The sequence below is a fragment of the bacterium genome (assembly GCA_026708015.1).
Taxonomy (GTDB): domain Bacteria; phylum Actinomycetota; class Acidimicrobiia; order Acidimicrobiales; family Bin134; genus Poriferisocius.
The window spans coordinates 1-2,651 of record JAPOVT010000067.1 but is presented as its reverse complement, the minus strand read 5'-3'; the positions used below and the strand labels follow the sequence as shown (position 1 = coordinate 2,651).

General features: G+C 61.1%; 1 protein-coding gene. It reads right to left on the bottom strand.

Annotated elements, in window-relative coordinates; genetic code table 11:
* Positions 1-2,413: 2,413 nt before the first annotated feature.
* Positions 2,414-2,651: hypothetical protein (locus tag OXG30_17095; protein ID MCY4136607.1), on the bottom strand; the 238-nt coding region annotated here is incomplete at its 5' end.

Here is a 2,651-nt window from a genome sequence, read left to right as displayed (position 1 = left end):
GGGGGGGGTGGGGGGGGGGGTGGGGGGGGGGGGGGGGGGGGGGGGGGGGGGGGGCTTCATCGCCGTTTTCCTAGCCGACTTTCTAGGAGTTCAACGAGCCGGAAACAGCAAAATCCGCCCGGGCTGAGCTTGCCTCTATTTGGCGGATAAATGCCTTTATCCTTCTAGTTCGGCTCGGGGCTGCTTGTCAAGCGCTCGGTGGAAGCTTGCCGCCTCCCCCCGGCCGCCAGGCGTGCGATAACCCATTTGGCCGGGGCGAACGGATTCCCAGCCGGATCGGCGCGCCCGTCCGGCAAGAGGTGTTCCGCCGCAGGCGCAGCGTCGATCCGAGCAGGGCCACCACCAAACCAGCAGTTGCCGCGGTTGAGAGCAGCCCGGCGCACGGCTCGCCCGCCCCGGTCCGGCGAATGCCCAGTTAGAGCTGGGTTTCCGCGCCCGCAGGACGCGTGGTGCCCGTCGTTTTCGCTGGGGCCTGTATGCGGCGGATAAAGGCATTTATCCGCCGCATACACCTTTGAGGAGGGCCGTCCCATGCCCGCACCGACAACACCCGACCGCCCGGAAGGTGCCGCGTTCCCCTTCGGGTCTGGCCGCAGCCTCTATTCGCTTGGATGTTCGACTTGCCCGAAGGGGGCCTCCAAGTGTTTCGTCGTTTTGTTCGTTGTGTTCTGTTTGGTTGCTGTGTTGGTGCCTGCTGTGGCGTCGGCTCACGAACCGGATGCCGTCGAGCCATGCCTGCCCGGATATGACTTGGACAGCTCGAAGTCGAGCTGTAGCAAGACCACGACCACCACGACGTCGGGCACGCCGGAGTGCCCCGGCGGCTACGCGCTGGTGACTCCGGGCTTGGGCCGCGACGTGTGCCAGCGCACCGTGACGAAACCGATCAAGCCGAGCTGCCCCGGCGGCTACGCGCTGGTGACTCCGGGCTTGGGCCGCGACGTGTGCCAGCGCACCGTGACGAAACCGATCAAGCCGAGCTGCCCCGGCGGCTACGCGCTGGTGACTCCGGGCTTGGGCCGCGACGTGTGCCAGCGCACCGTGACGAAACCGGCCACCCCGGTGTGCTCGAAGGGCACCCGCTTGGGCAATAGCTGCGTTGACACGGTGGTGACCAACGCGTCGTACCGCTGCGGTTCTGGCAGGCTAACAACCGGTTATTTGGGTATTCCTGTCTGTTACAGAACCGCAAGCCAAAAGTGTCCGGCTGGGACCAACTACGTCTATTCGATCTGCTACAACCCGACAACCCGCAAGATCACGAACCCCTTTTGCCCGTCCGGCTACAGCAACAACGGCTCATTTTGCTATAGGTACACCACCGCCACCCCCTACTGCACCGGCCTAAAGACCTTCAGAAGCCCCAACAGATGCGTAGGCACCGAAGTGGTCGGGTCCGTCACCTACAAATGCGGGGCGCAGGAGACTAAGGCGGGATCGAATTGCGTCACCACCACCACCAAAACACCCACCTACAAATGCGAGGCGCAGGAGACGAAGGCGGGATCGAATTGCGTCACCACCACCACCAAAACACCCACCTACAAATGCGAGGCGCAGGAGACGAAGGCGGGATCGAATTGCGTCACCACCACCACCAAAACACCCACCTACAAATGCGTTCAGGGGAGGTCCCAAGGATCGCAATGCGTCGTCTCAATAACCCGAATCCACTCGCCTAGACTCCCGTGCGAATCCGGCCACACGCTCCAAAACGGCAAATGCGTGCATGCGACAACATCAGACCCCAAGCCCAATTGTCCGGTTGGCCAAGCTGGGCTTCCCTTGCCTGAGGCTTGGGTCAAGCCGGGAGACAATGAGGTTAAATCTTCCAGGCCCAGTGGCCGCAGCAGTAGGGGTTGGCGGCGTGCTGTTTGGGAGCAGACGAGCATCGACCCTGTCTGCTATAAGCCCGTGCTGGTGGAAAAATCTTCGACTGATTGGGGTGCGGTGTTTGGCGGTTTGAAAAAGGTCGCTACGAAGACTTGGGAATTCGCGGGGCACACAGTCAATTTGACTGTGTGCCCGTTGAACTCCGGAATAGTGAACGTGCTTTTGCTTCCCATTACCAATGAGATCAAGGACAAGCTTGAAGACGTTGGACTCAAAGGCGTGGGAGTCACCGCCTCAATTGCTGCCAATTGTGCAGGGCAGACTCTTTTCTACCCATTTTCAAGTTTGGTTCCCGACAATGTTGAGGACAAGATTGTGGAGGGAATAGGAATAGCGTTGAAGAAATACACCAAAGACGAAATAGAGGAAATCTGCGAAAGCAAATATGCTCACGGAGCAGCCGGAGCGCTTATATCTGCTGGCTTGTATTACGCCGCAGTTTCTTTTGGCACGTCTATAGTGATCGGTTTCACGGGCGCGATTTACCTGAATAGGGCTTGCGACGACCTCACAGACTGGCTCAAAACCTCGACCGATAACACGCCCACTCCGACTCCGACGCCCACTCCGACTCCGACGCCCACTCCGACTCCGACGCCCACTCCGACTCCGACGCCCACTCCGACTCCGACGCCCACTCCGACTCCGACGCCCACTCCGACTCCGACGGCGACTCCGGCCCCCACGGCGACTCCGGCCCCGGCTCGGCATCCTGTTTGCGGGGTTGCTCCCAGCAACGGGGTAATCCAGGGCTACCC